Raw genomic sequence first — 24,096 nt, forward strand, 5'->3', positions numbered from 1 at the left:
GTTCCGGTGAAGGTCGGTCGCTCCGACCAGCCGGCCACGGGCCGCCGCCGCTGGGTAACCAGTGAGGGACGGTCAGGCGGCGGGCATGGCGCCGAGGCGGCGCAGCAGTTGCCGGCCGAGCGGCAGTCGCTTGTCCGCGTCGGCGTCGGTGCGGATGTCCACGTTCAGTACGACCGAGGGCTTGTGCAGTTGCATCCGGGGGATGTGGGGTGGTTCTGGCGGTTCGGGGCGGAGCGGACGGCGGAGGCCACGCGGACTTGGAGTCGGGTTGGGGAGGTTGTGGCGGTCGGGCTGCTGGATGGCGCGTCACCGACGAGCGCTGGCCCGCGATGGCGGCAGGTGCGCCGTATGTCGACGCGCGGTGCCTGGTCGTTCGTAATGAGCAGGGCGAGGCGGTGGCGGCCGTGACGGTCTGGTCGGCGGGTGAGGGCAGGCCAGGGCTGATCGAGCCGATGGGGGTGCACCGGGCACGCCGCGGTCACGGTTACGGCCGAGCGATCACGGTCGCCGCGGCGCGCGCACTGCAGGATCTGGGCTCGTCCAGCGTGGACGTGTGCACCCCGAGCTCCAACGTCGCCGCCGTCGCCACCTACCAGTCGGCCGGCCTCGAGCAGTTGCCCGAGAGACGGGACCTGTACCGCAACGCTTCCTGAGGCTTTCGGTGCGGGGTCGGGGTGTGGCCAGTGATCGCGAGGCCGGTCTCGGCGAGGCAGCCGTCGACTAGCGGCCAGCGCCTCCGGCACGCCGCGTGCACATCCGGCACCGTGATGTCGAGATGCGCGTCGCTGGCGGTTGCGGTCCTGGCGAAGGTGAAGAAGGAGCGCGCTGCGTGCCGAACGGGCTGCCGGTCACGGGTTCGAGCACTGCCGGCTCCGGCGCGTCGGCTCCCACCATCATGGCCGGCGAATGCGTGTAGCAGCACGGGTCTGACCCCGGTACGGGATGTGCGTCATCGTGGCGGCGTGCGGCTGGTACGACGACCGCCGCCGTCACCACCGCGGCCACGGACATCGCCGCCGCCTGCATCAGCGCACCTTCCTGCTCCGTCGACGCCTCATCTCGCCCACCCATCTCGCTGTCGAGTCCAACCATGTCGTTCCCATCGTGGGGACACCGCAGCGGCAGTGGGGCTCTGTTCGACGCAATCGACACGGTCGGGCCATTCCCCACGCAGACACGCCGCCCGTGAGTGCGCCAGGTGCGATCGCGTGATCACGAGCGGAGCCCGCCGGCCGCCCGAGCCCACCCGTACGGATCCGAACATCCCCGAACGCCTGGCCCCGGCCCCGACGGCGCAGGCGTGGATACGTTCTGGACCCAGTGCCCTGAGGGCAGCCGGCGGTGGGACAGGACGGGGGCGGAGTGACCGAGCGCGCCGCGACGTACGCCGAGGTGTTCGCGGTGCGCGAGTACCGCTACCTGTTCGTGGCGTACCTGCTGTCCCTGGCGGGTGACCAGCTCACGGCCGTGACCGTGGCGTACCTCGTCTACACCGGCACCGGTTCGGCCGCGCTGGCGGCGGCCGCCTACGCCAGTTCCTACCTCGCCTGGCTCGCGGGCGGGCCGCTACTGTCCGGCCTCGCCGACCGGTTCCCCCGGCGGCGGATCCTGGTCGCGTGCGACCTTGCCCGGGCGGCGCTCGTCCCGGCGGCGGCGCTGCCGGACCTCCCCGCGCCCGCCCTGGTGGCGCTGCTGTTCGCGGTCAACCTGATGCGGCCGCCGTTCGTGGCCGCGAGGGCGGCGCTGATGCCCGAAGTGCTCGACGGTGACCGTTACGCGGTGGCGAACGGCGTGGACAACATCTGCGCCCAGGTCGTGCAGGTGCTCGGCTTCGCCGTCGGGGGGAGCCTGGTGGCGCTGCTGTCGCTGCGCGGTGCGCTGCTGGCGGACGCCGGCACGTTCCTCGTCTCCGCCCTTCTGATCATGATCGGCGTTCGTTCCCGCCCCGCGCCCCAGCCGCCCGGCCGCCCGGCCCGCCGCGGCCGGGCGGCCGGCCTGCGGGTGATCTTCACCGATCCCCGGCTGCGCGCCTACGTCCTCGTCCTGTGGGCAGCCAGCGCCTTCACCTACGCCGCCGAAGGACTGATGGCGCCGCTGGCCCGACAGTACGGAGGCGGCGCCGGCACCGTCGGGCTGTTGCTGGCGGCGGCGCCGACGGGGATGGCCCTCGGCGGGGTCGCCCTCACCCGGCTTTGTCCGCCGGCGGCCCGGCCACGACTGATCCTGCCCCTGGCCGCGCTCTCCGCCGGGGTGCTGGCGGCGGTCTGGCTCGTCCCTCCACTGTGGGTCGTCCTTCTGCTGTTGGTGCTGGCCGGCACCGCGAGCGCCTTCGCCATTCCGCTGAACGCGTTGTTCGGCCGGGCCGTGCCGACGCAGTACCGGGGACGCGCGTTCGGGGTGGCCATCACCGGTCTGAGCGGGCTCCAGGGGGCGGCGATGGTCATGGCGGGTGTGGCCGCGGACCGGTGGCCGGCGACCACGGTGATCGGGTTCAGCGGACTGTCGGGCGCGGCGGCGGTCCTCGCCCTCGTGCCGCTGTGGCCGCGGCGGTCTGCCTGCACGCCGACGCCGTTCGAGATCCCGGTCGAACAATGCCGAACGACCTCGACCGCCGACAGCCCTACCGCCGAGGCGGGCGGCGGCCGACGCTGAGATCACGGGCGGGCACGGGGCCGCCACGAAGGGAGAGGAGAAGCGCATGCGCAGCGTCCGCAAGCGTGGCGTCAGCTGGACCTGACCCTGACGTTCCATCACGTCGGCGACGTGCCTCCGGCTCCGACCTCACCGCCGGAGGAAGCCGACCGCTCTCACGAAAGGAGGTGCGGGCGATGCGGAAGGACGACTGCACTGCCTGAGATCCGTGAACCACGGTGGGTGGTCACCGCGGGTGACCACCCACCCCCCCTCGACGCTGGAGGAGTCATGCGCGGTCAGGGTGGCCACCCGCTCACCATGGGTCAGCTCTCCATGTGGCGAGCCCTCTCGGTGCGCCCTCCGGAGCAACTCTGGGAGTCCAACCAGGACGTGGTCTGGCCGGTTCCGGCCGGAACCACCGAGGAGCAGGTACGTCGGGCGCTCACCGCGCTGGCGGTGCGGCACGAGTCGCTGCGCACCGTCTACCGGCCGGCGGACGAGCCCGACGCCGTGCGGCAGGTGGTCCTGCGCGACCCGCTCGTGCGCTTCGCCGAGGCGTCCGTACGGGAGCCGTTCGACCTGGCCGCCCAGCCGGCCTGGCGGGCCTGGGTGCGTGATTCCGACGACGGTGGACCGCCGCGGGTCCATCTGGTGATCCACCACCTCGCGGCCGACGGCGCCGCCGTGCGGATCCTGGAATCCGACCTGCGCGCCCTGCTGCGCGGTGACCGCCTCGCCGACGCCCCCGCGCCCCGCGAGGTGGCCGAACTCCAGCGCGCCGACGACTTCCGGGCCAGGCTGACCGCGGCCGGCGAGTACCGCCGGCGGATCGTCGCCGCCGCACCGCGGGTTCCGGTGTCCCGGGGTTCCCTGGTGCGGGCTCGCGCGCACACCGGCATCCCGTACGGCGCGGTTCGCCACGCGGCGCGGCGCCTGCAGGTCACCGTGCCCACCCTGCTGCTCACCGTCTACGCGCAGGCGCTGGCCGCGACCACCGGCCGGACGGATCAACTGCTGTGGCAGTTGGCCGCGAACCGGATGGACCGCGCGGTGCGGCACCTGGTGTCGTCGATGACCCAGTGGGTGCCCATGCTCGCCGCCTGCGACCCCGACGGGCCGCTGCGCCCGATGGCCCGCGAGGTCAACGTCGCGGCGGTGCGCGCCATGCAGCACGGCGTGTACGACCCGTTCGCCGTCGCGCCCATGGACTTCGACCACGGCAGCTTCTTCACCTTCATCCCGGCCCCCGCCGACGCCGACCCCGCGCCGTCCGAGGTGACGCCCCGGCGTGTCGAGTTCCTTCCGCCCCGCGCCTACAGCGGGGCCAGCTTCTACCTGATCGCCTGGGTGCACCCCTGCGTGCAGCTCACCATGCGGGTGATGCGCAGCGGGTACGGGCGCGCCGAGGTGGAACGCTTCCTGACCACCATGACCGACCTCCTGCTGCGCGCGGTCGAGGACCCGGCATGAGCGACAGTCTGTGGCGGCACCGTGACTTCATGGTGTTGTGGTCGGGCCGGACTCTCAGCGAGGTGGGCGACGCCGTCTCGATGCTGGCCATTCCGCTGCTGGCCGTCACCGTGCTGGACGCCTCCGCCGTCGAGGTCGGCGTCCTCGGCGCCACCCGGATGATCGCCTACCTGTTCCTCTCCCTGCCCGCCGGGGTGTGGGTGGACCGGATGCGCAAACGACGGGTCATGGTGGCCTGTCACCTCGTGCGGGCCGGGCTGGTGGCCACCGTCGCCATCGGCGCGTGGGCCGGCTGGGTCACGATGGCGCAGCTGTGGATCGTGGCGCTGCTGTCCAGCGTCTGCACCGTGCTGTACGAGACCGCGCACCAGAGCTTCCTGCCGTCGGTCGTCGCCGGCAACCAGCTACTTGACGCCAACGGCAAGCTGACGACCACGTACTCGGTCTCGCGAATTGCCGGATACGGCGTGGGCAGCGTACTCGTGTCGGCGCTGGGCGTGGCGCGTACCGCGGGCATCGACGCGCTCGCCTACGTGGTCAACGCCGTGTCCCTCATGCTGCTCCGCCGTCCAGAGCAACCGCCGGCCGTGGCGCGGCGCCGGAACTTCCGCCGGGAGCTGGGCGCCGGGCTCTCCTTCGTGTTCCGCCACCCGATCATGCCCAGACTGGTGGCGGCCTCGGCGTCGCTCAACCTCTTCAGCCAGATGATCTTCGCGCTGGCGGTCCTGTACCTCGTGCGTGACCTCCACCTGAGCGAGCACATGGTCGGTGTGGTGTTGGCGCTCACCACGCTGGGCGGGATCGGCGGCGGCCTGGTCTCCGCGCGGCTGGCGCGCCTGGTGGGCACGGCCCGGGTCATCTGGATCGCCCCACTGGGGCTCGGCTGGACGGTGCTGCTCGTACCGCTCGCCCAGCCCGGTTGGGGTGCGATCGCCTACACGGCCGGCATGGCGGGGCTGGGCGCGGTGTTCGCCATCTACAACGCGGCGGCGGTCAGCTACCGGCAGCGGGTCTGCCCGCCGGACCTGCTGGGCAGGATGACCGCGTCGGTCCGGTGGGTGATCTTCGGGGTGATGCCGGTCGGCGCCCTGACGGGCGGACTGCTGGGCAGTTGGCTGGGGGTGCGCCCGACGCTGTGGATCGCCGCCGCCGGAGTGTGGGCGTCCGGTCTGTTGCTCTACCTCTCGCCGCTGCGGCGGTGGCGCGACCTGCCGGAAGAGGCCGGCACGCCGGACGGCGGGCAGCCGCCGCCGAGACTCCCGGCGCCGCACGGGCGGTCGCCGGTCGACCCGGCCGGAAAGGCCATGGGAGGTGTACGAGGTGGATGACCAGCCGTACGCGCAGCACATTCTGTCCTGGGCGGGCGGGCCGGCGGACACCGACCGGTTCGTCGCGCTGGGCGGGGCACGGCTGCCCGCCGAGCCCGACCCGGCAGCCCTGCGCCGGGCCCTGGACGCGCTCCTGGCCCGGCATCCCGTACTCGGTAAGGGGCCGGTGCCGCTGCGAACGGTCGACGACGTGTGGGCGGCGGCCGCCGCCGGCCGGTACCCGCCCGACGCGCGGTGCCTGCTCTGGGCGTACCTGGCCGGCCGCGAGTTGCTTCTCGTGGCGCACCACACCGTCTCCGACCCGTGGTCCATGCGGCTGCTGCTCCGCGAGGTGATGAAACCAGGGACCGGCCCGGCCCCCGCCTACCGCGCCAGCGTGTCCTCCCCCGCGCCCAGGCGGATGAACCGGTCCCTGCCGTTCTGGCGCCGGATGCTGGCCGACGTGCCGACCCTGGCCCCGGACCCCGGCGGCGACACCGGCACGGCCGAGATCAGGACGCCGAGCGGCATCACCCAGCAGCAGGCGGCAGCGGTCGCCCGGACCGTGCGCAGCACGCCATTCGTCGTCCTGCTCACCGCGTTCGCGCGGGCCCTCGGCCCGCTGTGTCCGGGCGAGGCGGTCGTCCCGGTGCTGACCCACGGCCGGCAGCGGTCCGACTGGGACACCGTGGGGCTGTACATGAACGTGCTGCCGGTGCGGCTCGGCACGCCGACGGTGGGCGCGGTGCACCGCGCGTTCGCCGAGGCGTACGCCCACGAGATTCCGTTTCCGGTGCTGCTGGACGCGGTGCCGCAGGCCGACGCGCTGTTCGCCGACGGCGGACCGGCTCTGGCCCAGTTCGAGGTCATCCAGGTGCCCGACGGCGCCGGGATCGAGCCGCTGACGATCCCGGCCGGGCTCGGGCTGGGCGGGCCGGTGCTGCCCGTCAACGGGCTGGCGTTCTGGCTCGAGCCGGGCGCGGGCGGAGGCTACACCGCCTGCCTGCGGTACCGCCGCTCCTACCGGGAGGCCGAGATGCAGGCCCTGACCCGGCGATTCATCGACAGTTGGGAGGATGTCCGTGCCGACGCGGAGCGAGCTTGAGTCGATGCTGACCCGGCTCTGGAGCGAGAAGCTGAACGTCACGCCGGTGGGCGTCGAGGACGACTTCTTCGCCCTCGGCGGCGACTCGCTGCTCGCCGCCGACCTGCTGATGGACCTCTACGAGCAGCTCGGCGTCGAGGTCGACGCCGCGGTGCTGTTCCTCAAGCCGACCATCGCCGAACTGGTCGACGAGGTGCTGGCCGCATGAGGACCCCGCCCTGCCTCCGGACCCGGCCACCGGGCCGGATCGACCTCGCCGACCCCGCCCTGCACGGCGTCGGCGACCCGCACGCCGCCTGGCGGACGCTGCGCCGGTGGGATCCCGTCGGCTGGCAGCCGGTCGAGGGCAGGCCGGGCTTCTGGGCGGTCACCCGCTACGCCGACGCCAGGACCGTCCTGGCCGACCACGCCAGGTTCACCTCCACCGGTGGGGTGATGCTCACCATGCTCGGCCGGGCGGAGCCGGCGCAGAACCAGCAGTTCGCGGCGACCGACCCGCCGCGGCACGGCCTCATCCGGGGGCCGCTGCAACGGCAGATGACCGCGCGTGCGGTGGCGCGGCACGCGCCGGCCATCCGGTCCTTCGTCCGGCAGCTGCTCCGCCCCGCCGCCGGGACCCTGGACTTCGCCGAGCTCACCTCCGCCCTGCCGCTGGCCTTCCTGGGGCCGCTGATGGGCATTCCCGCCGCGGACTGGCCCGACCTGGCCCGGTGGGTGTCCATGTCGGTGGCCGAGCACGACCCGGATGTCGCGCTGCCCGACGGCCCGTCGGCGACCCTCGACCGCGGGCACCGGGAACTTTTCGCCTACCTGCTCCACCTGGTGCTCGAACACCGTCGGCGCCCACGCGGAGACCTGGTGGACCTGCTGGGGGCCATGCCGCTGCGCCCCGGAGCGATCGTCGCCAACTGCTACAGCCTGCTCCTCGGCGGCAGCGCCGCCATCCCGCACGTGCCCCGCGCGGCCCTGGCCGAGCTGATCCGTACCGACCGCTACGAGCAGTGGGCCCAGCGGCCCGAGCGGGTCGGCCGCGCGGTGGAGGAGGCGCTGCGGTTCACCTCTCCCGCCGGGCACTTCATGCGGCTGGCGACACGGGACACCACCGTCGGCGGCGTACGCGTCGCGGCGGGCGACGCCGTCGTGGTGTGGCTCGGGTCGGCGAACCGCGACGAGACCGTCTTCCCCGACCCCGACACGCTGGACCCGGACCGCCACCCGAACCGGCACCTGGCCTTCGGGGACGGGCGGCACTACTGCCTGGGAGCGGCCGTCGCCAGACTGACGTTGCGCGTCTTCTTCGAGGAACTCTTCGCCACCTTCGCGTCCTTCGAGCCGGCCGGCGAGGTCGAGCGCGTACGGTCGACCTGGCTGGGCGGGATCAAGCGGATGCCGGTCGTGGCCGGGCGACGATGATCACCGAGGCGCTGGCCGCTCAGCTGCGCTCCCGCCGGGAGACGCCGGCCGTGACGGATCCCGAGCAGGCCCTGACGTACGCGGACCTGGACGGCCTGTCCGGTGCGGTCGCCCTCCATCTCCAGCAGCGGGGCGTGGCCGCCGGGGAGCCGGTGGTCGTGCACACCCGGCTGTCGTGCTGGGCCGTCGTGGCCATGCTCGGCGTACTGCGGGCGGGAGCACGTTACGTCCCCGTCGACGCGGCCTTCCCGGCGGCGCGCCGCGAGCTGATGGCCGCGGGCAGCGGTGCCCGGGTGACACTCACCGAGAGCCTGCTGGCGTCGCTGCGCCCGGCCCGCTCCGGCTGGCGGGACGGACCCGACGCGTACACGCTGTTCACCAGCGGTTCGACCGGCGTGCCGAAGGCGGTCACGGTGTCGCGGGCGGCGCTGAGCTACTCGACCGGCGCCCGGCTGGAGTACTACGGTCGTGCGCCGCAGCGGTTCCTGCTGTGCTCGTCCATCTCGTTCGACAGCTCCGTGGCGGGCATCTACTGGACGCTGTGCACCGGGGGCACACTGGTCATCCCGAGCGACCGGCCGTTCGACGTGCGGGCGCTGGTCCGGGCCGGCACCGTGCACCGGCCCACCCACACCCTGATGGTGCCGTCCCTGTACCGGCTGGTGCTGCGCTCGCCGGTGCCCAGCCTGACCACCGTGATCGTGGCGGGGGAGAGCTGCCCGCCCGGCCTGGTCGACCTGCACCACGAGCGGATGCCCCACGCGACGCTCTACAACGAGTACGGTCCCACCGAGTGCACCGTCTGGAGCACCGTGCACAGGTGCGCGCCGGGCGAGGACCCGGTCCCCATCGGCCGGCCGATCCCCGGCACCACGATCTCCATCGACGACGGCGAGCTGTGCATCTCCTCGCCCGGGGTGGTGTCCGGGGGACCGGCCTACCGCACCGGCGACCGGGTCAGCCTGGGCGCCGACGGCCTGCTCCGCTACCACGGGCGCGTCGACGAGCAGCTCAAGGTCGGCGGGATGCGCATCGAACCGGCCGAGATCGAGCACGCCCTGATGTCCCACCCGGCGGTGCTCCTCGCCGGCGTCGCCGTCCCCTACCAGGGCGTCGCGTACGTGGTCTGCGCCGAACCGGTGCCTCAGCGGACCCTGCGCGCGCACCTGCTCGACAGGCTGCCCGCCGTGGCCGTACCCACCGCCTTCGAGCGGATGGAGCGGCTGCCCACCCTGCCCAACGGCAAACTCGACAGGCGCGCTCTGGGCCGGTCCGACCACACTCCACCTCATGGCTGAGCGGCACGGGTCCCCGGCGCCGGCCGGCGTGCGCGTCGCCGCGACCGCCGCGTACGCGAGCACCGCCCGGATCGACGAGCTACGCGCCACCGAGTATCGGCACCTCGACCGCGACGGACGCGTCTACCTCGACTACACGGGGGCCGGGGTGGCCGCCCGGGCACAGGTCACCGCCCACCACGACCGGTTGCTCGCCGGCCCGTACGGCAATCCGCACTCGGAGAACCCCACCTCCGAGGCGACCGGCGCGCTGCTCGCCTCGGCCCGACGCGCGGTGCTCGACTTCTTTCGCGCCGACCCCGGCGAGTACGTGGTCGTCTTCACCCCGAACGCCAGTGGCGCCTGCCGCCTGGTGGGCGAGGCGTACGTCTTCGGCCGCGGCCGCCCGCTCGTGCTGACCTGGGACAACCACAACTCCGTCAACGGCGTCCGGGAGTACGCCCGCGCGGCCCGCGCGCCGGTCCGCTACGTGCCGCTGGCCAGGCCCGACCTGCGGGTGGCCGAGTCCGACGTGATCGCCGCGCTGGCCGCCGGCCGAGGCGGGCCGGGCGGTCGTGGCCGGCGGGGCAGGTCCGGCCCCGCCGGGCTCTTCGCCTACCCGGCACAGAGCAACTTCACCGGCGTGCAGCATCCGCTCGGGTGGGTGGAACTGGCCCGGCAGCGCGGCTACGACGTGCTGCTCGACGCCGCGGCCTTCGCCCCGACGAACCGGCTGGACCTGAGCGTCGTGCAGCCGGACTTCGTCTGCCTGAGCTGGTACAAGCTCTTCGGCTACCCCACCGGGGTGGGGGCGCTGTTGGCCCGGCGCGAGGCGCTGGCCCGACTGCGCCGACCCTGGTTCGCCGGTGGCACCGTCCGGGCGGTCAGCGTGCAGGGCGACTGGCACCAGCCGATGGGGGACGAGTCGGGGTTCGAGGACGGCACGCTGAACTTCCTCAGCCTCCCCGACGTGGAGTTCGGGCTGCGCTGGCTCGACTCGATCGGCGTTGACCTCGTCCACACCCGGGTCGGCCTGCTCACCGGGTGGCTGCTGGAGCGGCTGACCGCCTTGCGACACCGCAATGGCCGGCCGCTCGTCCACGTCTACGGGCCGTCGACGGGCGACGCCCGGGGCGGCACCGTGGCGTTCAACTTCCGCTACCCGGACGGCTCGCTGGTCGACGAGCGGCTCGTCGCGCTCGAATCGTCGGCGGCCGGCTTCGCCCTGCGTACGGGCTGCTTCTGCAACCCGGGCGCGGCCGAGGCCGCCTTCGGGATCAGCCGCCGCTCGCTGCGCCGTACGAACCTCGCCCACGCCGGCACGATCGACGAGCATCTCGCCGCGCTGCGGCTGCCGACCGGCGGAGCGGTACGCGTCTCCTTCGGTCTGGCCTCGACCGCGGCCGACGCGGAACGCTTCCTGGCCTTCGCCGAGTCGACCTACCTGGACCGCGCCGGCCCCGCCGACGTCCGGCTGGCACCACGGATACGCTGCTGAGCACGGCGAGCGCCCGCCCGGCAGCCGCCAGACGCGCGTCGTGAGGCCGCGGGCGGGAGCGCACCGGGGTGGCGTCGACACCCGGAACCGCGCTGCCCCGCCAGCGACGGTCAGGCAGTCGGGTCCGCCGCCAGGGCGGCGCGGAGGCGGGTGCACGCCTGCGGGTCCAGCCCGTCGAGCCGGCCCAAGGCCTCCCGCCAGTGCCGGCGCGCCACGGCGCGGTGTCCGAGGCCCGCGTGGGCGTTGCCGAGCACCTGTAGCGCCAAGCCGATGCCCCGCCGGTGCTCGTAGCGTCGGCAGATCTCCAGCGACTCGGTCGCGCGAGCGATCGCCTCCCGGTGGTCACCGCCAGCGTGCAGCGTCTCGGCGAAGTTGACCAGCGCCTGGGCCTCGCGCAACGGATCGGTGCCGCCGTCGGCCACGGCGCGTCCCGCCTCGTGGCAGGCGACGGCCCGGGCGTGGTCGCCGAGGCGCTGGTATACCAGGGCCAGGTTGTCGAGCACCAACCCCTCCTTGTGCCGGTGGCCGAGTTGCCGCCGGATGACCAGGGCGGCCCGCAGGTGGTTCAGGGCGCCGGTCAGGTCGCCGCCGTCGCGCAGGGCGTTGCCGAGGTTGTTCAGGATGGCGGCCTCCCGGCTCCGGTCGCCGAGTTCGCGCTGGACGGCCAGGCACCGCTCGAGGATGGGGATCGCCTCGTCGAGCCGGCCCTGGCGCAGTAGCGCGACGGCGACGATGTTGAGCCCGGCGGCCTCGCCCGAGCGATCGCCACATCGGCTCGCCGCCGAGGCGGCGAGGTGGCCGAACTGTTGCTGCTCGGCGATGTGCCCGGCGTAGTCGAGGAACTTGACCGCCACAAGGGCAAGGTCGCGGACCTCGGTGAGGGCCCGTCCCGCCGTCGCCTGCTGGCTGGCCACCAGCAACAGGTTGGTGTGCTCCCGCTCGAACCAGGTCCACGCGTCGGCCGCGTCGGCGAGGGGCGGGCCGGGTCGAGTCGGGCCGGTCGGCTCGTCGATGCCGAACCGGTCGTCGGGGTAGAGCAGCCGCGCCGCGCGGGTGGTGGCCGCGAGCAGCCACGCGGTGAGGTTACCGAGGGCCGACTCCCGGTGGTGCGGGTCGTCCACCGCCTGCGCCCGCTCCCGGGCGTAGAGCCGGACGATGTCGTGGAACCGGTATCCGCCGCCACCGGCCGACTCGATCAGGTGCGCGTCGGCCAACGCGTCCAGGGCCTGCTCGGCGACGGTCACCGGCAGGTCGGCCAGTGCCGCGCAGCCGTACGGCGTGAGGTGCGTCCAGTCGGGCAGCGCGGCGAGCCGGAAGAGGCGGGCCGCCTGCCAGCGTCCGCCCTGCCGCGCGTCCCCGAACACCTGGTAGCCCAGGTGCAGGCTGGCCCGTACGGACAGGTCACCGACCTCCAGGACGTCCAACCGCATGCCCTCGTCGTCCATCCGCTCGGCGAGGCCGGTCAGCGAGGCGTCCGGCCGGGCCGCGGCGCGGGCGCCGACGATTCGCAACGCCAGCGGCAACCCGCCGCACCGGCGGACCACCGTCGCGGCCGCGGCGGGCTCCGCCTGCACGCGGTGGGCGCCGGTGAGCCCGGTGAGCAGGGCGAGCGCCTCGTCGTCGGGTAACGGGCCGAGGCGGATCCGCGCCGTCGTGTCGAGGTCGGGGAGCATCCACCGGCTCGTGACGATCGTGGTGCATCCGGGCCCGCTGGCCAGGAGCGGTCGGACCTGCGCCGCCGATGCGGCGTTGTCCAGCACCATGAGCACGCCCCGTCCGGCGGTCCACGTGCGCAGCAACGCCGAGGCCTCGTCGAGCGAGGCAGGGACGGTGGGCAGGCCCAGCGCCCGCAGGAACCGGCCCAACACGTCCGCGGGCTCGGCCGCCGCGACGCCGTCGGTGGCCCCGCGCAGGTCCGCGTAGAGGCAACCGCCGTCGTAACGTCCCACGATCCGGTGCGCGACGTGCAGGGCGAGCGCGGACTTGCCGACCCCGCCGGCACCTTCGACGAGGCACACCGCGGCGTCGGTCTCCGTGGCCGTGAGCAATTGGCCGACCTCCGCCGAGCGGCCCGTCATCATCGGGGGCGCAGGTGGCAGTTGATAGGGGACCGGTGTCCCCGACCCGCTCTCCACCGGCGGCGGCTCGCTTGCCGCCGGCCACGACAGCCCCCGTAGTACGGCCCGATCCCGGCCGCCGCCGGACGCGGCGACCCGCCCCCGTTCCGGGCCGGCCGACCCGGTCCCGCCACCTGCGGGGATCAGGCGTAGGGCGGCGGAGCGCTGCGGGTGGGATCTCGGCCCGGCACCCGTGGTGTCCGGCCCGCCGACCGGGCCGCTCGGACCGTTGACGCGCGCGGCCGGACCGATCGGGGAGTGACCGGGCCGGCCCGAGGAGCGCGCCCGCGTGGCCGTCGGGGGCGTCGCCGCCGTACGGGCGGCGGCCAGCCGGCCCCAGACGGCCAGCCACGCTGTCGCGCGGTCGTCCGGCACGTCGCAGGCCCGCAGCAGCGCCGACACCAGATCACGGCGGGGCAGCGTCGACCGGCCCAGCATCGTCGCCAGGGTGCTCGCCGGCAGCACGTCCCCGTTGCGCTGCGCGCGGCGGGCGATCTCGCGATAGGCGAGGCCGGACTGGTCGCGGACGCGACGCAGCAGCCTGACGTACTGCTCCGGACTGGTCGCGGTGGTCGGGTCGACGCCGAAGTCGGCGGCCGTCATGCGCGCCCTCACGTCAGATGTCATGTGCCCGGGCCGAGGGCGCCGGGCGGTTCTGCCAGAGTGCGTCACACGGTACAGGGCCCGGGCCAGGCACCGTCGCCCCGATACTTCGAAATGGACGGTCCTACGGGGATGTGCAGCCAGACGATCGGGTCATCCAGCACCCGGAACAGGTTTGGAGAGTCCGCTCAGCGTTGTACGGGCGCAACACCACGTCAGGCGAGGCGGTTACGGATCATGGACAGGAGAACCTGGTCTGGTACGAGTTCGCCAGCGTTCATATGCTGTAGGGCCTGGAGCGCGGCAGGGGTTTTCGCCTGCATCTCGGCCTGGACGGCGTCCGTCAGGCTGAGGCACGGAACGCCGAGGCTCGCGGCGATGGAGCCGGCGATGGTATCCCGATCGGAGCCGGGTGGTCCGAGGACGGCCAGGCGCATCGACGCAGCCTATCGTTGTAGCCGGCGCTTCGCCGCTGCCCTGCGCGGGATGCATGGTCGGCTGCTCGTCGATTTGTTCCCCGTCGCGGACATCGCGGATCTTCTGGCAGCGGTCCGTTCGCGCCGAGAGTTGCCTCGGGAACGGCGCACGGATCTGCCGCTCTCGTTTGCCGGGGCGCGAGGTATTCGAGCGGAGATGCCGAGGGCGTGCGAAGGGAGTGCAGGTCTGGCGCCTGACGGCTCAGTTGCCGGTGGGGTCGGTCGCCATTGGGTGGCTCCGGCCGATCAGGTCCTGCTGCTACGCGGCGAGTTGGCGAACATGGCCTGGGCGGTGGAGAAGACCGTCCAGAGCCGTACCGGCCGCCCGCTGGATCTGCACGAGGACGAGGTGACCCGGCGGGCGGGGCAACAGGGCCCCGACGGCGACGGCCTTCGGCGGTACCTGCTACAGACGCTGGTACCCCGCAACTGGGTTCCGCTGCTGCCCAGGTTCGACAGCGACGGGACCGGTAGCGTCACCGGGCGATGGCTGGCGCGGGGCGCCATACGTGAACCAGTCGGCGGCGCCGCCATCCCACCGCGCGGAAGACTCCCGGAACCTGGTACCCCGTTGGAGATCTATGACGAGGAGGTGCCACAGACAGGGGTGAGGCTGACCCGACTGTGGACATTGGGTCGGTCTGCGGATGGCCGGAGTCACCTGTGGCGGGCACGCCGCAAGGGCCCGGGCCGCGGCGAAGGCTCCAGCGGCATTCGGTTCGACACCACCACGGGGGCGTAAGAGCGACCAGAATAGGGCGGCCTCAGCGGAATGCCGTGTGACGCCGCTCAAGGCCCCACCAGCCAGACCCCACAGCCGGTGAAAGCAGTTCTCCGCCGCAGGCGATGTCCCGCCCAACCGTGCACGAGGTCGTTAGGCCACGTTGAACGTCGAGGCCGGGATGAACCGGCGCTCGGCCCGGGCGCGGTCCACCATGACGACGCGCGCCGCCGTCACGTCGTACAGGACGAAGGTGCCCTGGAGGCCGGCCTGCCGGAACAGGCTCGCCAGGTCGTCGCGGGTCTCGACCGCCGGCGCAGCCGGCGAGGTGAGGCGGCGGTGGCCGACGGGCCGTCGGCCGGCGGGGGCTGCGGGCGCTCGCTCCCGGCGCAACCGGCCGCGCCGGCCAGCAGGGCCAGGGCGAGAGCCGTCGCGCCCGCGACGCTCCGCCTGCGGCAAGCCGGCCACGGGCCGCGTGGGCGGTACGGCTCACACCGGCGGGCGTCGGGCAGGCCCCGCACCTCGAAGGCCACCTGCACCGCCTCCTTGCTCTGGCACCGACACCTCAGTCAAGCACGTGCCGCACCACGGGGCGGGCCGACGCCCGCCCGGTCGCGGAATCCCCTCACGGGATCGTCGCGCCGACGACGGCGGCCACGTCCGACGGCAGCGGATACGGGCGCTCCGGCGGCAGCAGCGCCTCGGCGGCCGAGTCGTCGCCGGCGTCGAGCGCCGCGCGTACCGAGTGGGCCGTCGGGGTCATGTCGGTGAGGGCGACCAGCCACTCGTCGACGTACCGGCGCACCGCCTCGCCGGCCAGCCCGACCTGGAGCGACCGGTGCGGCAGCGGCGCCAGCCGCAGCGACCGCTCGGGGTCCCACTGGACCCGCACCGGGCTGGCGCGCAGCCGCCGAGACCAGGTCTCCCGGTCGGGGTAGCGGTCGCGGTCGAAGCTGCTCAGGCAGGAGTGGGCCAGGGCCCACTCGAAGCCCGACCGGGTGATCTCAACGGCCAGCACCCGTTCCTGGCCGGGCTTCGTGGCCCAGCCGCAGCGGTACATCATCCAGCGGAACGACGGCTTGATCCACGTCATCCGCTCCCGCTTGAACGGTGGCACGAAGCGGCCGGCGGCCAGCGCCGCGCGGGCGATCTCCGGCGGGTACGCCTGGTACACGGTCACGGTGTCGGCGGTGAAGTCGGCGCGGATCTGGTGGGCGGGGACCGTCATGTCGCCGATCCTGATCGACCACGGGCCCCGGGTCCACCGGATTGTCCCGGTCCGCCCGGGCCGCGCGGCGGCAGATAGGCTGCCGCTCGTGGCAGGTCTTCTGAGGAGTGTCGCGGCGCGCATCGGCGGTGTCATCCCGTCGCCCCGGCGGCCCGGCCCCGCCCCGGCGCAGGTCGCCCGGCGCCGCCAGGTCGCCGCGCTGCAGCGCCGCGTGCTGGCGTACGCGCCGGAGCTCGACGGGCACGCCGACCCGGGCGAGATCGTCTGGACCTGGGTGCCGTACGAGGACGACCCGCGCCAGGGCAAGGACCGCCCCGTGCTGGTGGTGGGCCGGCACAGCCGGACCCTGTTCGGGCTGATGCTCTCCAGCCAGAGCGAGCGCGACGGCCAGCGGCACTGGCTCGCGCTCGGCCCGGGCGAGTGGGACCGGGACAACCGGCCGAGCTGGGTGCGCCTGGACCGCGTGCTGACCATGCGGGAGGACAGCATCCGCCGGGAGGGCGCGGTGCTGGACCGGGCCCGCTTCGACCGGGTCGGGCAGGCCCTGCGCGCCGGCTACGGCTGGCGCTGACCGCTCGGCTTCTGCCGGTGCCGACGACCGCCGGGCGCTGACGGTCAGGCCGGCTCCCGGCTGGGCCCGACCCCGGCGCCCTTCGCGTCCGGCGGCGGGTACGGCTGCTCTGCCAGCAGCCGGGCGAGGTGTGCGCTGTTGAGCGCCAGGGCCTTCGTGGTGCGGCCCGTGGTGTCCGGCTTCGGCCGGGCGTCGATGTAGTCGACCTTGTGCAGTGCCTCGCCCACCCAGTAGCTGGCGCCGGCCGCCGGGCAGGTGAACCCGACCTCGTTGAGGGCCTGCTGCACCTGGCCGATGGTGTGGTGCGCGCCGTCCTCGTTGCCGACGACGGCGACGCCGGCCACCTTGCCGTAGGTGAGCAGCCGACCCTCGGCGTCGGTCTCGGACAGCTCGGCGTCGAGGCGCTCGAGGACCATCTTGCACACGGCCGACGGCTGGCCGAGCCAGATCGGTGTGGCGACGACGAGGATCTGCGCGGCCAGCAGCTTGGCCCGGATATCCGGCCATCCGTCCCCGTCGCCCTCGTCGGTGGAGACCCCGAACCGTACGTCGTGGTCGACGACCCGGACCAGTTCGCCCTCGACGCCCTGCTCGGCGAGTTCCTCGAGCACCTCGCGCCCGAGCACCTCCGCGCTGGACGGGGCGGGTGACCGCTTCAGGGTGCAGTTCAGGACCAGGGCCCGGATGGTGGCCACGAGCGTTCCTCTCCGCTGGCGCTGCGCTGACAGTGTCGGCATACCCGGCAGGCGGCGCGAGACACGTCGAAACCACGTTCTGCTGGCGCGCAGCGGACCCGCACCTGGGCAACCTGCTGCTCGGGCCCGGGGGCCAGGTCTGGCTGATCGACTGGGACGACGCCGTGCTCGCCCCGCGCGAGTGCGACCTGATGTTCCTCATCGGCGGTGTGCTGGCCTTCGCTCCCGTCACCGCCGCGCAACAGGCCGCCGCGTTCGCCGGCTACGGCCGGGTCGACGTCGACGCCACCCGGCTGGCCTGGTTCCTGAGCGTGCGCGCCCTCGACGACATCGGCGACTGGTCCCGCCAGGTGCTCGATGCCGCCTCCGCCGAGGCCGACCGGCGGCAGGCGCTCGACATCGTGCGGGGGCTGGTGTCACCCCACGGTCTGGTCACCCTGGCCGACGCGGCGCTGGCCGACCCGGCCTGCCAGCGCTGACCGACGCCCGACGGGGCCGGTCGCCGCGGTCGGCCGGGGCGGCTCCGCCGGGTCAGCACTCCGCCAGGTGGGTGGTGTCGACGAGTTGCCGGGGTGCGCCCGCCGATCCGAGGCTCTTGGCCCGGTACATGGCGGCGTCGGCCCGGTCGAGCGCCTCGGTGAGCTGCGTCGGCCCGGTGACCGGCGCCAGCCCGACGGACGCGGTCACCCGGACGCTGAGCCCGCCGAGGGGGATCGGCGCGGCGAGGCTCTCGCAGAGCCGGCGGGTGGCGTGCTCGATCCATCGCCGGTCCACCGTCGGGCTGGTGAGCAGCCCGGCGAACTCGTCGCCGCCGAGCCGGGCGACCAGGTTGTCCCCGGCGAACGCGGCGAGCCGCTGGGCCACGCTGATCAGCACCTGGTCGCCGGCGGCGTGCCCGTAGCGGTCGTTGATCTGCTTGAAGTCGTCGAGGTCGAGCACCACGGCGATCAGCGGCTGCCCGGCCGCGTCGGTGAGCAGCGTGGCGGCGATCCGGTAGAACCCGCGGCGGTTGGGCAGGCCGGTGAGGGGGTCGTGGCTCGCGGCGTGCCGCTCGGCGGTCAGTTCCGCCTGGAGGTGCCGGATCTCGGCCTCGGCGCGCAGCGCGCGGCTGCGTAGCTGCCAGGTGGTGACGAGGGCCCCCGCGGCGCAGATGCCGGACGCGACGGTGAACGGATCCGGCACGAGACCTCCCATCGCCACGATGCCCGTGGCCCCGGCGCGCGGCGTGCCGCGCCCCGTCCCGGGGCCCTTTCGTCGCTGGTGGCAGCCCAGCGGTTGGTGACGCAGAGTGAGCGGATGGGCACCGCGCACCTGCGTTATCATGCTCGCTGGCCGGTGCAGATGCAAGAGCAGATGCACGTGCAGCCAACCCCTCTCGTCGATGCCGTGCGACTCTCCGCAGCCCCGCCCGCCCGGCAGCGGCGTCCCGCGGAGAGAAAGACGCCCCATGCAGCAGCCACCGAACGGCGTTCCCGCCACCCAGTTGCCCCCGCTCAACTGGCAGAAGAGCCGCCGGAGCAATCCGAGCGGCAACTGCGTCGAGCTGGCCCAACTGCCCGGCGGCGCCGGCATCGCCCTGCGCAACTCGCGACACCCGGAAGGACCCGCGCTGATCTACACGATGGACGAGATCGCCGCCTTCGTGCTCGGGGCCCGCGACGGCGACTTCGATCACCTCATCGGCTGATCGCTCGTCCCGCCTGCGGTACCGACGGCCCCGCTCCCTGGGAGTTCTCCTCACTCACGGTCCATGGCATGCTTACACGTCGGCCGGGGTGGGGCTCCCGGCCGGGCACGATCCGGCATGCGGAGGTCGGCAGTGACGATGGTTCCCGCCGAGGGCGGCCCGGCCACCGGGCCCACCGTGCTGCGCATGCTGCTCGGCGCCCAGTTGCGTCGTCTCCGCGAGTCCAGCGGGGTGACGCGGGAAGGCGCCGGCTGGGAGATCCGGGCCTCCGAGTCGAAGATCAGCCGGATGGAGCTGGGCCGGGTCGGCTTCAAGGAGCGCGACGTCGCCGACCTGCTCACCCTCTACGGTGTCACCGCGCCCGAGGAACGCGAGGCGCTGCTCAAGCTCGCCCTGGACGCCAACAGCCCGGGCTGGTGGCACCGCTACGGCGACGTGCTGCCGAGCTGGTTCCAGTCGTACCTCGGCCTGGAGGCCGCTGCGGCACTCATCCGGTCCTACGAGGTCCAGTTCGTCCCCGGCCTGCTCCAGACCCGGGAGTACGCCCGGGCGGTGGTGCTGCTCGGCCACGGGACGGCCGCGCCGGCCGAGATCGAGCGCCGGGTCGCCCTGCGCATGCAGCGCCAGCGGTTGCTGCGCCGCGAGAACCCGCCGCTGCTCTGGGCGGTGGTGGACGAGGCCGCGCTGCGCCGGCCCATCGGCGGCCCGGAGGTGATGCGCGGCCAGGTGGCGGCACTCATCGAGGCGACCAAGTCGCCGCACATCCGGCTCCAGGTCATCCCGTTCGCGGCCGGCGGGCACGCCGCGGCGGGCGGCGCCTTCACGATCCTGCGCTTCGGCGACCAGGACCTGCCGGACATCGTCTACATCGAACAGCTCACCAGCGCGCTCTACCTCGACAAGCGCGACGACCTCGACTACTACGCGGTGGCGATGGAGCGACTCTGCGTCGAGGCCGAGCCGCCGGAGCGTACGCCGGAGATCCTCGGCCGGATCCTGGACGACCTCTACCCGGGCTGACCGGCCGCAGGGCCCCGCCCCGGGCGGCGGTGCGGCTACCTTCTCCTCTCCGCCCGTCGCGGCGTGTCGGCGCCGCCGATCGCTGCGCCGCATTGACGCCGCCGCCCGTCGGCACTAATCTCTGTACCGATCCAGACTGAATCGATACAGAGGAGCGAGCGCGCGGTGAAGCCGACCCTGCAGGCCGTCGCGGACGCCGTCGGCGTGTCCCGCAGCACCGTCTCCAACGCCTACAGCCGCCCCGACCAGCTCTCCGCCGCGCTGCGCCAGCGGATCCTCGACACCGCCCGGCAGCTCGGCTACCCCGGTCCCAACCCCACGGCCCGGTCGCTGCGGCGCGGCTGGGTCGGCGCCGTCGGGGTGCTCTTCGAGTCCCAACTGTCGTACGCCTTCACCGACCCCTTCGCGGTCCGCTTCCTGGCCGGCGTCGCCGAGGCGGCCGAGCGGCACGGGACCAGCCTGCTGCTCGTGCCCCTGCCCGCCGACGAGGCGGCCGCGCGGCGGGCGGTGGAGAACGCCGCCGTCGACGGCTTCTGCGTCTACTGCGTCGGCGACGAGGGCTGGATCGTCGACGTGCTCCGCGACCGGGGCCTGCCCGTCGTCACCACCGCGCCCCGCGACGACGCGGGCCCCGACGACCGCTACGTCGGCATCGACGAGCGCGCCGCCACCCGCGCCGTCGCCGCGCACGTGGCCGGGCTCGGGCACCGCCGCGTCGCCCTGCTCGGCGACGCCGTCCGGCCCGGCGCGGCCCCGGGCGAGGTGCGGCTCGCCGACGTGGCCGACGTCGCGCACCCCACCACCCGGGCGCGCCTCGCCGGGTTCGCCGACGCCTTCGCCGAGGTCGGCGTCGCCTGGTCCGAGCTGACCCTGCTCGCCGCCACCGGCAACAGCCGGGCGGCGGGCGCCGCGGCCGTCGCCGCCGCGCTCGCCGCGCCGCAGCCGCCCACCGCGGTGCTGGCCTGCTCGGACGTGCTCGCCCTCGGTGCCCTCGACGCGCTCGCCGAGGCCGGCTCGCCACCGGTCTCGGTCACCGGCTTCGACGACATCGCCGAGGCCGCCGCGGCGGGACTCACCACCGTGCGGCAACCCGCCGAGGAGAAGGGGCGCATCGCCGCCCGACTCCTGCTCGACCCGCCCGCCGACCCAGCGGCCGGCCATGTCCTGCTGCCCACCGCACTCGTCGTCCGGACCTCCACCGGACCCGTCCCGAGGAGCTGACCATGGAACAGCCCACCGGCTTCGTCGTCGCCATCGACGCGGTGACCCGACACGTCAACTCCGCCCGGCCGGACGCACCGGTCCGCGCCGAGCGTCCCCGCACCGCGCGGCTCGCCCCCACCCGGCTGGCCGCCGCCGGCGCCCTGCGCCGGCTCGCCGACCGGATCCAGCCGCCGTCGCTGCCCACGCCGCAGCGCTGCTCCTGACCCGCTGCGAGCCGCGCGGGTGGTGTGCGTCACCCGCGCGGCCGGTCGTCTCGGCAGCATCGGGACGGCCGGAGCCCAACCGGGCATGGCGGGTGGTGGCCGCCCCGCCGGCCAGGCAGACTGAACGGCTATGTCGCCGTTCTCGCCCACCCTTCGGTTGCACGACCGGTACGTCCTGCGCGAGCGCATCGGCCTCGGCGGGATGTCCGAGGTGTGGCGCGCCGACGACGAGGTGCTGCACCGCCCCGTCGCGGTCAAGGCCCTCGCCGGGGAGTTCGGCACCGACCCGCACCTGCGGGCCACCATCCAGCGCGAGGCCCGCGCCGCCGCGCGGCTCACCCACCCCCACGTGACCCAGGTGTACGACTACGGCGAGGCGAGCCTGGCCGGCGGCGCGGTCGTGCCGTACCTGGTGATGGAGCTGGTGGAGGGGCGCAACCTCGCCGACCGGCTCGCCGACGGCCCACTCGCCTGGCCGGACGCCGTCCGGCTTGCCGGTCAGGTCGCCGCCGCGCTCGCCGCCGCCCACCGCATCGGCGTGGTGCACCGCGACATCAAGCCGGGCAACGTCATGCTCACCGAGACCGGCGCCAAGGTGCTCGACTTCGGCATCGCCGCGCTCGCCGGCCCGGACCACCCGCTGGCCGGGCAGACCGGCGAGCTGCTGATGGGCACGCCCGCCTACTTCGCGCCGGAGCGGATGCGGCCCGGGCCGCCGAACCCGGCCAGCGACGTCTACGCCCTCGGCGCGCTGCTCTACCGCACCCTCACCGGCCGGGCCCCGCTGCCCGTGCGGACCTGGGAGGACGCGCTGGAGGTGCACGCCGGGCACACGCCCGTGCCGCCCCTGCGGATCCCCGGCCTGCCCGCCGACGTCGCCGACCTGACCCTGGCCTGCCTCGCCGCCGACCCGGCCCGCCGGCCCACCGCGGCCCAGCTCGCCGCCCGCCTCGCCGGCGCGGCGCCCGCCGACCCGCACACCGCGGTCCTGCCGACCCTGCCCGCACCGGCGGCGGGCGCGGTCCCGCCGGCGCACCCGCCCACGCTGGTCGACCGCTCGCTGCCCACCTCGGCGGCGGCCTCCACCGGTCGGCCGGGATCCCCGGTGACCGCCGGCCGGGCCGGCGTGCCGGCGGCGGGCGGCCGACCCGTGGCCGCCGGCGGCCCGCGTCCCGTCCCCGCCACCGGCTCGCGGGCCTCGGGGAACCGGCCGATCGCCGTGCTGGTCGCCGCCGGCGTCGCGCTGCTCGTCGGGCTCGTCGGGGTGCTCGCCCTCGACGACAACGGGAATCCGCCGCCGACCGCCGCCCCGTCCGTGGTCACGCCGGCCGAGGAGCCGAGCACCGCGTCGCCGACGCCGGAGGCCAGCCCCTCCGCCCCGCCGTCGACCGCCCAGTCGGCCCCGATCGGCCTGCGTCAACTCGCCGCCGAGTTCGCCGCCGCGCTCGTGCAGGCACAGGCCCGGGGCGAGATCGACCGGAAGACGGTCGAGCAGCTTCGGGACAAGCTCGCCGACCTGAGCCGCGGCAAGCCGAAGGACCGGCCGAAGCGGGTCGAGGACCTGCGGGAGCGGCTCGCCGAGGCGGTCGAGGAGGGGCGGATCTCGCCCGACACGGCGGCCCGCCTCGATGCCCTGCTCGACCGGGTCGACATCGGCTCGCCGGGCGACGACGAGGACGACGACTGAGCCGCGCCGAGCCGATCCGACGCCCCGCTCAGCCGACCCGGACCCCAGATCCGGGCCGGTCGTCGGCGTGCGGGGTGCGCTGGGTCACCCCAGCCCACTACGGCCGCCGGCCGGTCACCTGGCCAGGAGGGCGCGCAGGGCCTTGACGACCTCGGCGGGCGACTCCTCGGCCATGAAGTGGCCGCAGGAGACGGTGCGGTGCTCCAGGTCCGGCGCCCACGCCCGCCACAGCCCGGCCGCGTCGTAGCCGAGGGCCGCGCCCCAGTCCTGCTGCAGCACCGTCACCGGCATGCGCAGCCTGTTGCCGGCCGCGCGGTCGGCCCGGTCGTGCTCGACGTCGATGCCGGCCGAGGCGCGGTAGTCGGCGACGATCGAGGTGACGGCCTCCCGGGACGCCCGCAGGTACGCGGCCCGCACGTCGGCGGGCAGGGCGTCCGGGTCCCGGGTCCAGGCGTCGAGGAAGTGGCCGAAGAAGGCGTCCGGGCTGGCACCGATGAGCTGCTCGGGCAGGCCGGGCGGCTGGGCCATCAGGTAGAGGTGGAAGCCGACGGCGGCGGTCGTGCCGTGCAGGACGTCCCACATGTCGAGGGTCGGCAGCACGTCGAGCGCGGCGAGGTGGGTGACCGCCCGCGGATGGTCGAGGCCGGCGCGGACGGCGACCAGCGCGCCTCGGTCGTGCCCGGCCAGGGCGAAGCGGTCGTGCCCCAGCGCGCGGGCCAGCGCGACGACGTCGGCGGCCATGGTCCGCTTCGCGTACGCGGTGCCGTCGGGGTCGGCGGGCTTGTCGCTGTCGCCGTAGCCGCGCAGGTCCGGGCAGATCACGGTGTGGTCGGCGGCGAGATCGGCGGCGACGTGCCGCCACATGAGGTGGGTCTGTGGGAAGCCGTGCAGCAGCACGACCGGGCTGCCGGAGCCGGCGACTGCCGCGTTGAGCGTGACGCCGTCGGCGACGGTGACGCGCCGGTAGTCGAATCCCCTGATGGTCGGGTTCACGGGTGGTCCTCTCTGCGGTGCGGGTGAGGTGGCGGGCGCGGTGGTCCTCGGGGACCACGTCGTCCGGCGTCGAGCCTGCCCGGGGCCGGTCAGTGAACGGTCAGCAACGGGTGAGTGGCGCGCGGACCCGGCCGTGGGAGAGCCGGCGCTCGGGCGTGCCTAGATTG

The 24,096-nt window shown here is 74.4% G+C and carries 24 protein-coding genes; 16 read left to right on the forward strand and 8 right to left on the reverse strand.

The genetic code is table 11. From position 1 onward, the window contains the following. Positions 1-72 precede the first annotated feature (72 nt). The gene (locus ACGF5G_RS27575) at positions 73-195 is read right to left on the reverse strand and encodes a hypothetical protein (protein WP_393267907.1); all 123 of its coding nucleotides are present in this window, start codon (positions 193-195) and stop codon (positions 73-75) included. Between the two features lie 134 nt (positions 196-329). Here ACGF5G_RS27575 and ACGF5G_RS27580 point away from each other — a divergent pair, with 134 nt between their 5' ends. The 9 genes from ACGF5G_RS27580 (at position 330) to ACGF5G_RS27620 (ending at position 10,704) form a co-directional block, all read left to right on the forward strand. Beyond that, on the forward strand, positions 330-653 hold the full coding sequence (locus ACGF5G_RS27580) for a GNAT family N-acetyltransferase (RefSeq protein ID WP_393267910.1): 324 nt from the start codon (positions 330-332) through the stop codon (positions 651-653). 709 nt (positions 654-1,362) lie between these two features. Beyond that, on the forward strand, positions 1,363-2,652 hold the full coding sequence (locus tag ACGF5G_RS27585) for an MFS transporter (protein WP_393267913.1): 1,290 nt from the start codon (positions 1,363-1,365) through the stop codon (positions 2,650-2,652). A 270-nt stretch (positions 2,653-2,922) separates the two neighbouring features. Then, positions 2,923-4,104: a hypothetical protein gene (locus ACGF5G_RS27590; RefSeq protein ID WP_393267915.1), complete on the forward strand. Its 1,182-nt coding sequence runs from the start codon at positions 2,923-2,925 to the stop codon at positions 4,102-4,104. Continuing rightward, positions 4,101-5,432, forward strand: coding sequence for an MFS transporter (locus ACGF5G_RS27595; protein ID WP_393267917.1), 1,332 nt, complete (start codon positions 4,101-4,103; stop codon positions 5,430-5,432). The genes ACGF5G_RS27590 and ACGF5G_RS27595 overlap by 4 nt, the downstream gene beginning before the upstream one ends. Further along, the gene (locus tag ACGF5G_RS27600; protein ID WP_393267920.1) at positions 5,425-6,516 is read left to right on the forward strand and encodes a hypothetical protein; all 1,092 of its coding nucleotides are present in this window, start codon (positions 5,425-5,427) and stop codon (positions 6,514-6,516) included. The genes ACGF5G_RS27595 and ACGF5G_RS27600 overlap by 8 nt, the downstream gene beginning before the upstream one ends. Next, positions 6,488-6,724 (forward strand): phosphopantetheine-binding protein, encoded by a 237-nt coding sequence (locus ACGF5G_RS27605; RefSeq protein WP_350708107.1) that lies wholly within the window; start codon positions 6,488-6,490, stop codon positions 6,722-6,724. The genes ACGF5G_RS27600 and ACGF5G_RS27605 overlap by 29 nt, the downstream gene beginning before the upstream one ends. Next, the gene (locus ACGF5G_RS27610; RefSeq protein WP_393267922.1) at positions 6,721-7,929 is read left to right on the forward strand and encodes a cytochrome P450; all 1,209 of its coding nucleotides are present in this window, start codon (positions 6,721-6,723) and stop codon (positions 7,927-7,929) included. Before ACGF5G_RS27605 ends, ACGF5G_RS27610 begins: the two co-directional genes overlap by 4 nt. Beyond that, positions 7,926-9,227: an amino acid adenylation domain-containing protein gene (locus tag ACGF5G_RS27615; RefSeq protein WP_393267925.1), complete on the forward strand. Its 1,302-nt coding sequence runs from the start codon at positions 7,926-7,928 to the stop codon at positions 9,225-9,227. Before ACGF5G_RS27610 ends, ACGF5G_RS27615 begins: the two co-directional genes overlap by 4 nt. Then, a complete protein-coding gene (locus ACGF5G_RS27620) occupies positions 9,220-10,704 on the forward strand; it encodes an aminotransferase class V-fold PLP-dependent enzyme (protein ID WP_393267928.1) in 1,485 nt (494 codons plus the stop codon). Before ACGF5G_RS27615 ends, ACGF5G_RS27620 begins: the two co-directional genes overlap by 8 nt. Positions 10,705-10,814: 110 nt before the next feature. Here the strand turns inward: ACGF5G_RS27620 and ACGF5G_RS27625 are convergent, their stop codons facing one another. The 4 genes from ACGF5G_RS27625 to ACGF5G_RS27640 form a co-directional block, all read right to left on the reverse strand. Then, the gene (locus tag ACGF5G_RS27625; RefSeq protein ID WP_393267929.1) at positions 10,815-13,436 is read right to left on the reverse strand and encodes a tetratricopeptide repeat protein; all 2,622 of its coding nucleotides are present in this window, start codon (positions 13,434-13,436) and stop codon (positions 10,815-10,817) included. A 203-nt stretch (positions 13,437-13,639) separates the two neighbouring features. Further along, complete coding sequence (locus ACGF5G_RS27630) at positions 13,640-13,861, reverse strand: nucleoside monophosphate kinase (protein WP_393267932.1); 222 nt, start codon at positions 13,859-13,861, stop codon at positions 13,640-13,642. Positions 13,862-14,774: 913 nt separating this feature from the next. Next, a complete protein-coding gene (locus ACGF5G_RS27635) occupies positions 14,775-15,014 on the reverse strand; it encodes a hypothetical protein (protein WP_393267934.1) in 240 nt (79 codons plus the stop codon). 232 nt (positions 15,015-15,246) lie between these two features. Continuing rightward, positions 15,247-15,849: a DUF4291 domain-containing protein gene (locus ACGF5G_RS27640; RefSeq protein WP_393267937.1), complete on the reverse strand. Its 603-nt coding sequence runs from the start codon at positions 15,847-15,849 to the stop codon at positions 15,247-15,249. An 88-nt stretch (positions 15,850-15,937) separates the two neighbouring features. Between ACGF5G_RS27640 and ACGF5G_RS27645 the strand changes: the two genes are divergently transcribed. Further along, positions 15,938-16,420, forward strand: coding sequence for a type II toxin-antitoxin system PemK/MazF family toxin (locus tag ACGF5G_RS27645; RefSeq protein ID WP_350684091.1), 483 nt, complete (start codon positions 15,938-15,940; stop codon positions 16,418-16,420). Positions 16,421-16,464: 44 nt separating this feature from the next. Here ACGF5G_RS27645 and ACGF5G_RS27650 read toward each other — a convergent pair whose 3' ends face one another. After that, positions 16,465-17,115, reverse strand: a complete 651-nt coding sequence (locus tag ACGF5G_RS27650) for a flavodoxin family protein (RefSeq protein ID WP_393267939.1) — start codon at positions 17,113-17,115, stop codon at positions 16,465-16,467. Positions 17,116-17,147: 32 nt separating this feature from the next. Between ACGF5G_RS27650 and ACGF5G_RS27655 the strand changes: the two genes are divergently transcribed. Continuing rightward, entirely contained in the window at positions 17,148-17,594 is a 447-nt protein-coding gene (locus tag ACGF5G_RS27655; RefSeq protein WP_393267941.1) for a phosphotransferase, read from the forward strand. A 52-nt stretch (positions 17,595-17,646) separates the two neighbouring features. Here ACGF5G_RS27655 and ACGF5G_RS27660 read toward each other — a convergent pair whose 3' ends face one another. Then, the gene (locus ACGF5G_RS27660) at positions 17,647-18,297 is read right to left on the reverse strand and encodes a GGDEF domain-containing protein (RefSeq protein WP_393267944.1); all 651 of its coding nucleotides are present in this window, start codon (positions 18,295-18,297) and stop codon (positions 17,647-17,649) included. A 265-nt stretch (positions 18,298-18,562) separates the two neighbouring features. On the opposite strand from ACGF5G_RS27660, the gene ACGF5G_RS27665 reads away from it, so the two are divergent. The 5 genes from ACGF5G_RS27665 to ACGF5G_RS27685 all read left to right on the forward strand — a co-directional run bounded on the left by ACGF5G_RS27665 (position 18,563) and on the right by ACGF5G_RS27685 (position 22,936). Next, positions 18,563-18,802: a DUF397 domain-containing protein gene (locus tag ACGF5G_RS27665; protein WP_393267947.1), complete on the forward strand. Its 240-nt coding sequence runs from the start codon at positions 18,563-18,565 to the stop codon at positions 18,800-18,802. Between the two features lie 132 nt (positions 18,803-18,934). Continuing rightward, a complete protein-coding gene (locus ACGF5G_RS27670; protein ID WP_393267950.1) occupies positions 18,935-19,822 on the forward strand; it encodes a helix-turn-helix domain-containing protein in 888 nt (295 codons plus the stop codon). Positions 19,823-19,987: 165 nt separating this feature from the next. Then, on the forward strand, positions 19,988-21,043 hold the full coding sequence (locus tag ACGF5G_RS27675; RefSeq protein WP_393267953.1) for a LacI family DNA-binding transcriptional regulator: 1,056 nt from the start codon (positions 19,988-19,990) through the stop codon (positions 21,041-21,043). Between the two features lie 2 nt (positions 21,044-21,045). Then, the gene (locus tag ACGF5G_RS27680) at positions 21,046-21,249 is read left to right on the forward strand and encodes a hypothetical protein (RefSeq protein WP_357704238.1); all 204 of its coding nucleotides are present in this window, start codon (positions 21,046-21,048) and stop codon (positions 21,247-21,249) included. A gap of 130 nt (positions 21,250-21,379) precedes the next feature. Further along, on the forward strand, positions 21,380-22,936 hold the full coding sequence (locus tag ACGF5G_RS27685) for a protein kinase (RefSeq protein ID WP_393267956.1): 1,557 nt from the start codon (positions 21,380-21,382) through the stop codon (positions 22,934-22,936). A gap of 114 nt (positions 22,937-23,050) precedes the next feature. Here ACGF5G_RS27685 and ACGF5G_RS27690 read toward each other — a convergent pair whose 3' ends face one another. Then, a complete protein-coding gene (locus tag ACGF5G_RS27690; protein ID WP_393267959.1) occupies positions 23,051-23,929 on the reverse strand; it encodes an alpha/beta fold hydrolase in 879 nt (292 codons plus the stop codon). Positions 23,930-24,096: the final 167 nt, after the last annotated feature.

The organism is Micromonospora sp. NPDC047730 (assembly GCF_043204765.1).
In the GTDB taxonomy this organism is placed as follows: Bacteria; Actinomycetota; Actinomycetes; order Mycobacteriales; family Micromonosporaceae; genus Micromonospora.

Excerpts from the sequence above, each read along its gene's own strand:
- ACGF5G_RS27575 (WP_393267907.1), bottom strand. The coding sequence starts at position 195 with ATGCAACTGCACAAGCCCTCGGTCGTACTGAACGTGGACATCCGCACC.
- ACGF5G_RS27580 (WP_393267910.1), top strand. The coding sequence starts at position 330 with ATGGCGGCAGGTGCGCCGTATGTCGACGCGCGGTGCCTGGTCGTTCGT.
- ACGF5G_RS27590 (WP_393267915.1), top strand. The coding sequence starts at position 2,923 with ATGCGCGGTCAGGGTGGCCACCCGCTCACCATGGGTCAGCTCTCCATG.
- ACGF5G_RS27595 (WP_393267917.1), top strand. The coding sequence starts at position 4,101 with ATGAGCGACAGTCTGTGGCGGCACCGTGACTTCATGGTGTTGTGGTCG.
- ACGF5G_RS27605 (WP_350708107.1), top strand. The coding sequence starts at position 6,488 with ATGTCCGTGCCGACGCGGAGCGAGCTTGAGTCGATGCTGACCCGGCTC.
- ACGF5G_RS27610 (WP_393267922.1), top strand. The coding sequence starts at position 6,721 with ATGAGGACCCCGCCCTGCCTCCGGACCCGGCCACCGGGCCGGATCGAC.
- ACGF5G_RS27615 (WP_393267925.1), top strand. The coding sequence starts at position 7,926 with ATGATCACCGAGGCGCTGGCCGCTCAGCTGCGCTCCCGCCGGGAGACG.
- ACGF5G_RS27620 (WP_393267928.1), top strand. The coding sequence starts at position 9,220 with ATGGCTGAGCGGCACGGGTCCCCGGCGCCGGCCGGCGTGCGCGTCGCC.
- ACGF5G_RS27630 (WP_393267932.1), bottom strand. The coding sequence starts at position 13,861 with ATGCGCCTGGCCGTCCTCGGACCACCCGGCTCCGATCGGGATACCATC.
- ACGF5G_RS27640 (WP_393267937.1), bottom strand. The coding sequence starts at position 15,849 with ATGACGGTCCCCGCCCACCAGATCCGCGCCGACTTCACCGCCGACACC.
- ACGF5G_RS27665 (WP_393267947.1), top strand. The coding sequence starts at position 18,563 with ATGCAGCAGCCACCGAACGGCGTTCCCGCCACCCAGTTGCCCCCGCTC.
- ACGF5G_RS27680 (WP_357704238.1), top strand. The coding sequence starts at position 21,046 with ATGGAACAGCCCACCGGCTTCGTCGTCGCCATCGACGCGGTGACCCGA.
- ACGF5G_RS27685 (WP_393267956.1), top strand. The coding sequence starts at position 21,380 with ATGTCGCCGTTCTCGCCCACCCTTCGGTTGCACGACCGGTACGTCCTG.